Raw genomic sequence first — 5,858 nt, forward strand, 5'->3', positions numbered from 1 at the left:
CGGGCGCGCGACGTGCGGCGGCCGGCGCGCGCGCCGCAGCGCGCACCGGCGGCGTATTGGCGCGCGTGTCGGATACGCTCGGCGCGGCCGGCAGCAGATCCTCGCCCGTCGCCACCGGTTTGGTGTGGTCGCCGCGCAGCACGGGCAGACCATCGGCTGCCTGTACGCACACGCACGCGGCCACAGCGCTCAGCAGCAAACCAGCGAACAGGGCAACAGCCTTCATGCGTGCGCTCCGTACCAGCGTCAATTGCGGCATCCTCGCAAATAAACGCGTGGCGTGCCAGTGAAGGGCCGCATCGGCATCGAGGGGCGGTGTCGGGCCTCGCCTCGGCGAAGGCACCAAGGCGCATCGCGGCTGGATTATTCAAGTTTTCGGTCTTCGCTTTTCGCCTGCGCCATCGCTTCGGGTTCCAGCTCCTCGGCGTAGCGATTCAGCCGTATGAAAACACCCCAGGCGGCAAGGAGTACGCCAGCAGCGACCAATATGCTGGCCGCGTACTACACCAGTTGCATCGAATTCTCATATGCGGCGCGGAAGGTGGCAACGAGTCCCTCGATGGCGATCGAAATCACTGGGTCATTACAATCGCGACCACGATCACCACCATGAATCTGGACAGGAAGCGGCGTACGCGAGTCAGGAATATTTATTTCGCCTCGTCAACCATCAGAATGGTCTTTTCCTCAACCTCTTTGGCAACTTGAGCCAATGCTGCATTCCGAGATAGCGCCGAAAGCATTGGTACTGGTTTGATCAGGCCTATCTTCGTTTTGCCATGCTCCGTAAACACCGAGATACGACACGGCAACGCCATGTTCAGACGCATATCGGTGGACAAGACTTTTGCCGCCTGCCCCGGATTGCAAACTTCAAAAACCTTGCACTCTTCATCAAATACAATGCCTTTACCGCGAAGCGTGGTTCCCAAGTCGTGGACATGCAGTACACCGAAGCCATGACGCATAACCGCTGATTCAAGGTCAGTCGCCGCCTGGTTGAATGATTTATTGGTTTCAACGATGTAATACATTGAATCACCCCGATCTTTGTGGTTGACATCAACGCCTGAGTTAAGCGGCGCCAAGGCGTCCGTTTGGATTAGCCCCCGGCGCGGCCGGAGGAACCAGAGAGTACAAGAGATAGTCGCGTGGTTCCCCTCGCACGATGCGGAAGTTGCGCAGCTTGCCTTCGAACTGGAAGCCGCAGCGCTGCAGCACGCGAATGGAAGCGACGTTGGGTTCGAGCACGGTGGCCTGAACGCGCACGAAGCCCTGCTCAGCGAACCCCCACGACGCTGTGGCAGCACAGATGGCAGACGCGATGCCCCGGCCCCAAAACGATGGGTGAAGCGCGTAGGTGATTTCCGCGGCACGGTTGAGGACGGAGATCGTGTGGAAGCTGACGACTCCAACAAGGCGGGCGTCTGCCCGCATGCACACCGCGAACTGGATGGGTGAACCCGGCTCGGCTGCATTGGCCCGCTGGATGATGGGCCGAAGATCTTCCAGCGTACGAACATTCGAGCTCGTGTACTGCATGACGTGCGGATCGCCGGCGAACTCGAACCACGCCTCTGCGTCCGACTGATTGAGCGGGCGCACGATGACCGGATGACTCTCAACAATGGGCGCCGTGGTCGCTCGCATGAGGGGGCTAACTACTATTCGGTTGTGAAGTGAAGCCTAGTTCCGCCGCCTGATCTCGCAGCCTTCTTCCCGCGCAGCGATCACGATGCCGGCATCCTCTCACCCCGAATTCGCACCAGCAAGTGCGCCCGGCAGCGCGCCGCCGCGCTTGCTCGATGGATGTGATGCGTGCCCGCATGTGCCGCGAAGCCAATCCCTGTTCGTGACGCCGTTCCGCAAGAGCCGCACGCTGAAGAACGACCGCAACGACGCCGAGGCGATTGCCACGGCGGCACGGCAGGGCAACATGCGCTTTGTGCCAATCAAGTCGGTCGAGCAGCAGGCGCGACTGGCATGGCATCGGGTGCGCGAGGGCTACAAGGCCGAATCGCTGGCGATCGGCAACCGCTTGCGCGGTCTGCTGGCCGAGTTCGGCATCGTCATCGCCAACAGCGACGTGGCGTTGCGGCGAGCACTGGCCGACCTGGATCAACACGCTGCATTGCCGGGCGTGTTAGGAAAGGTCTGAACAAGTTCAGACCTTCCCCAAGCCATGGATGGCTTGTCGTGTATCGAGCACGCAAGTGCTTGATGCAGCGTAGCCGAGTCCGGACCTGCGCCGGACTCGGCGCCCTCTGACAAGTCCAGGATGGACTTGTTCGGAGGTTCCCTAGCAAGGGTGGCTCCTGAGAGGGTCGTCGACGTGGAAGCCATGACGCAGTTGGGCTTCGATGGCCGTCCGGAAGCGATCGGAGCCGCAGGCATGCTGCCGTTGCAGGTACAGGCGCATGCTGTCGAGTTCTTCCTCGGCGACGCCCTGCATGACCCGTGCGCGATAGGCCTGAAAGCCAAAATCCAGTCTCTTCATTATCTTGCAAAAGCCCTGGATCCCGGCCTGCGCCGGGATGACGGCTTGTTCAGATGACTCTGTTAGAACTCCGCATTCAACGCAACGTACTCCGACCGCGGGGCTCCGGGTTCCCCCAGTAATTCCCCGGCGACGCCATAATATCCGCCACTGCTGATATATTCATAGGCGTTGTACTGTTTGTTGAGCACGTTGGAGACGCCAACTCTAACGGATATTCCATGAAGGCCAGGGACTATATTTTGGTGGTTTATACTGATCTTCAATGAAGCATTCAAAATACTGAATGCTGGCAACTTCTGGGTAGTCGGGGCGTTCGTATTGTTGTTATAGATATTCTGGGCGCCCGTGTACTGCCACCACACACGCGGTGAATAATCGATACCGCCGCGCGCTATACGATAGTACGCTCCCAGGTTCGCAATTTGCGCCGGCACATTGGAAACCGGCAAGCCCGCATATGAACCGCCGCTCGGAGTCGTATAGTTGCTATACGTGGCTCTCTCAAAGCTGATATTAGAAAAGACATGGAGGGTAGAAATCGGATCGTCTTCGAAATACATGTTTACGCCACTGAATGTCGAAGATCCCGAAGCAAAAAGACTGTACAGGTGGCTTACCACCGGAATGGGAATAATCTCATTCGTGTCACTCAGCATGTAGTAATTGACTCCAAAAGCTGCGTCATTCAGAAACCCGTCATGGGGGACAAACGCCTTCATGCCCACCTGGTACTGCGTAGACTTTTGCGGCTGCAGTGACGAGGCAAGCAGATGTGCGTATGTTCCCGTTGCCCCGGCCGGCGCCTTGTAAGCTGTCGAGTAATTGGCATACAAGGCGATGTCTTTGGCTACCCGCCAGCTTATTCCTATGGACGGCTCCACTTCTCTAAACGTTGTTGAGGAGTTTGGCTGATTACTACCCCCCTTTCCGTCACCATTCGTGCCAATTTGGTCGGCGACGTTAATCGGGAACAGCGTCGAGGCGTTATTGACGAAGTTAGTTTGGAAACTCACGAACCTGATGCCTGGGGTGATCCGTATTGACCGGATAGGCTGAATATTATCTTGAATGAAAGCCGCCAGATTGGTCATGTAGAGATAGGAATCATGGTAGTGACTGGGCAGTGCCAAGCTATAATTGACCGGCTGCCCGTTGATGGTCGCATTGTTGCCCGCGTTCGGGCCGTACGCATATTGCGCGGGTAAACCAGAATTATAAAATTCCAATAAACTGGCGTACTTGCTATTGAGAAAATATGCACCGACAGACACATCATTGAATGGCAGACGGATGTCAAAGTACATCTTGTCGCCGTAAGTTGAACTGGTGGTGTAGTAGTACTGGTTCAAGACATTGGCTTCGTAGCCAATGTTGTCATAATGGAGGTGCTGACGATGCCCGTAGCGATACCAGACCAAATTATGCAGCGTCACGTCTCGGGAAATTTGATTGACGAAGTTTGAATACAGAAGATCAGTATCAACAACAGATTGTTTTGAATATAGCGAGTAGGGCAACGTAGTATAAAATCCAGTCGTCTGCTGGCTATACAAAGGGCCCGGGTTGGGAGTTGATGTAATGGGATTCGCTCCATTAATCGTGACGTTAGCATTCGGTGTGACAGGGATTGGCACCGGTCTATACGCATACGCACTCTCACTGTATGCCCCGAAACTTATGTGACCGCCATTGAATCGTTTTACCAACTTGCCATAGTACGCGTAATCTTTTGATGGATTATTGGAACCGTAGCCTTGTAAATAATTACTGCTGCTTTGGGTAACACCGCCCGCCAAGATACCGGACCATCCATCACCCATATCGCCGGTGCGCACATTGAAATTTTCACCATGGGTACCGAAGCTACCGATAAACGTGCCAATACTCCCGCCCGCCTTTGCAGTCGGCTGTAACGGTATGAAATTGACGGCGCCACCAATGTTATTGTACCAACGGTTCACGGCGTAGCCCGGCCCATACGTTACGGATATCCCTTTAATCATGGATAGTTGTGGAACTTCTGAACCGTGCCATACTCCATAGGCAGGATCTACCATCGGAACTCCATCAAAGGTTACCATCACCGTTCCATCGTTGGCGTTACCGGCAATATTTCCCCAGCCGGTCTTCATGCCATTAATACTGATAGACGCTCTCGGGGCGCCAGTCTGGCCTTCGGTCATGATATTGACGCCGGGAGCGACCGCCAAGGCCTGGGCTGCACCGCCCGCGGGGCCAGCAACCGCCATCTGCTTTTTACCGATGACCTTCACGGATTGGGTCGATTCAAAGACATGTTTCTTGGAGGGCAGTTCGGTTAGGGTATTGAGCGGCTTCGCCGTCACGGAAACCACGCCAAGAGTGACGACTGAACTAGATGACGCGGGCCCGCTGGACGGTGGCGCGTCCTGCGCCAAAACCACAATAGGAACACAAGTCAGCGCCAGCAACACCGCGATGGTGATGCGCCTCATGGAATTCACTGCATACTCATGGCGCTTGTTTGCAATGGAACCTCGATGCTGATGCATATTTGAATACGGGCTGCGCAGGACTTTTCCTCTTTGTTGAATGTTGAATTGTCGAGACATAGCCTTCTCACAGAAGTGGAATGTTTGGCTACGGTGCGCCCGACATGTTTACGAATTGTTGCGCTCTCCAAGCGGTTACGTGTCTTTACCCTTACTTTTCGGTAACCTGCAAAAACATGGATCAGTCCCACGCTCGTGGGGCGGCAGCGGTGTGTTCCCGCATCATTCCCACCGCGGTCCGCTGCACCGTCCACGAAAAAGGGGATGGATGCCAGCTGCCATCGGACTTCAGATCCGACCAGTCGATCACGATCACGGGTCGCTTGTTGCGCGCCAGCCAGCGCGACATCGCGGCGTAGATGGACCCGCGTTCGGCGTGCAGAAGGCGGTTGCCCAGCAGACGATCCATGGCCTTCAGGGGCGCGCGCACACGCTCGGCGTGCGGCCACGCACGAGCCAGATCGATCAGCGTCAGTCGGCGCCCTTGGATCGTCGCCTCGACGGCGCGCAGCAATACACGGCTGCGCAGCGCGTGCATCGAGCCCAGTGCGCTGCCCAAACACTTTTGCAAGACTTCGGTGGCGCGCATGGTAGGGTCTCCTCTGGCTTCGTAACCCGTGAGGAGTGACCGCATCATGCGCGCACTGTTCCTTCAATCAGGGCACGACGTCTTGATTGATCGATGGGATTCGTGGGGAAACCTCAGGATCTGACCCCGTTTTTGCGGGTACAGTTGCAGCGGAAGCGCGCCGATTGCCGACGCACCACCCCACCACCAGGCCACGGCCATGCTGCTTGACGCATTGCGCACGAAAAGACGCCATCCA

At 56.5% G+C, this 5,858-nt stretch carries 5 protein-coding genes and 2 pseudogenes; 2 read left to right on the top strand and 5 right to left on the bottom strand.

Annotation, left to right across the window (positions count from 1 at the left end; all coding sequences use genetic code 11):
• The 3 genes from M7R55_RS01780 to M7R55_RS01790 form a co-directional block, all read right to left on the bottom strand.
• Positions 1-226 (bottom strand): hypothetical protein (locus M7R55_RS01780; protein WP_298217949.1); only part of this gene is annotated, 226 nt, incomplete at its 3' end.
• A 424-nt stretch (positions 227-650) separates the two neighbouring features.
• A complete protein-coding gene (locus M7R55_RS01785) occupies positions 651-1,034 on the bottom strand; it encodes a DUF302 domain-containing protein (protein WP_297918804.1) in 384 nt (127 codons plus the stop codon).
• A gap of 40 nt (positions 1,035-1,074) precedes the next feature.
• Positions 1,075-1,650: a GNAT family N-acetyltransferase gene (locus tag M7R55_RS01790; RefSeq protein WP_298192339.1), complete on the bottom strand. Its 576-nt coding sequence runs from the start codon at positions 1,648-1,650 to the stop codon at positions 1,075-1,077.
• 199 nt (positions 1,651-1,849) lie between these two features.
• Here M7R55_RS01790 and M7R55_RS01795 point away from each other — a divergent pair.
• Positions 1,850-2,107: pseudogene (locus tag M7R55_RS01795) on the top strand (transposase); the annotation flags it as partial.
• 201 nt (positions 2,108-2,308) lie between these two features.
• Complete coding sequence (locus tag M7R55_RS01800) at positions 2,309-2,554, top strand: hypothetical protein (protein WP_298217951.1); 246 nt, start codon at positions 2,309-2,311, stop codon at positions 2,552-2,554.
• Positions 2,555-2,559: 5 nt separating this feature from the next.
• On the opposite strand, the gene M7R55_RS01805 is transcribed toward M7R55_RS01800, so the two are convergent.
• Positions 2,560-5,091 carry a TonB-dependent receptor gene (locus M7R55_RS01805; RefSeq protein ID WP_298217953.1) on the bottom strand — a complete coding sequence of 844 codons (2,532 nt, stop codon included), beginning with the start codon at positions 5,089-5,091 and terminating at the stop codon, positions 2,560-2,562.
• Between the two features lie 211 nt (positions 5,092-5,302).
• Positions 5,303-5,620, bottom strand: a pseudogene (locus M7R55_RS01810) (IS4 family transposase); the annotation flags it as partial.
• Positions 5,621-5,858: the final 238 nt, after the last annotated feature.

The organism is Halothiobacillus sp. (genome assembly GCF_027346185.1).
Classification (GTDB): Bacteria; Pseudomonadota; Gammaproteobacteria; order Halothiobacillales; family Halothiobacillaceae; genus Halothiobacillus.

Bases quoted from the DNA above. Each gene is read 5' to 3' on its own strand.
- M7R55_RS01785 (WP_297918804.1), bottom strand. From the start codon at position 1,034: ATGTATTACATCGTTGAAACCAATAAATCATTCAACCAGGCGGCGACT.
- M7R55_RS01805 (WP_298217953.1), bottom strand. From the start codon at position 5,091: ATGTCTCGACAATTCAACATTCAACAAAGAGGAAAAGTCCTGCGCAGC.
- M7R55_RS01790 (WP_298192339.1), bottom strand. From the start codon at position 1,650: ATGCGAGCGACCACGGCGCCCATTGTTGAGAGTCATCCGGTCATCGTG.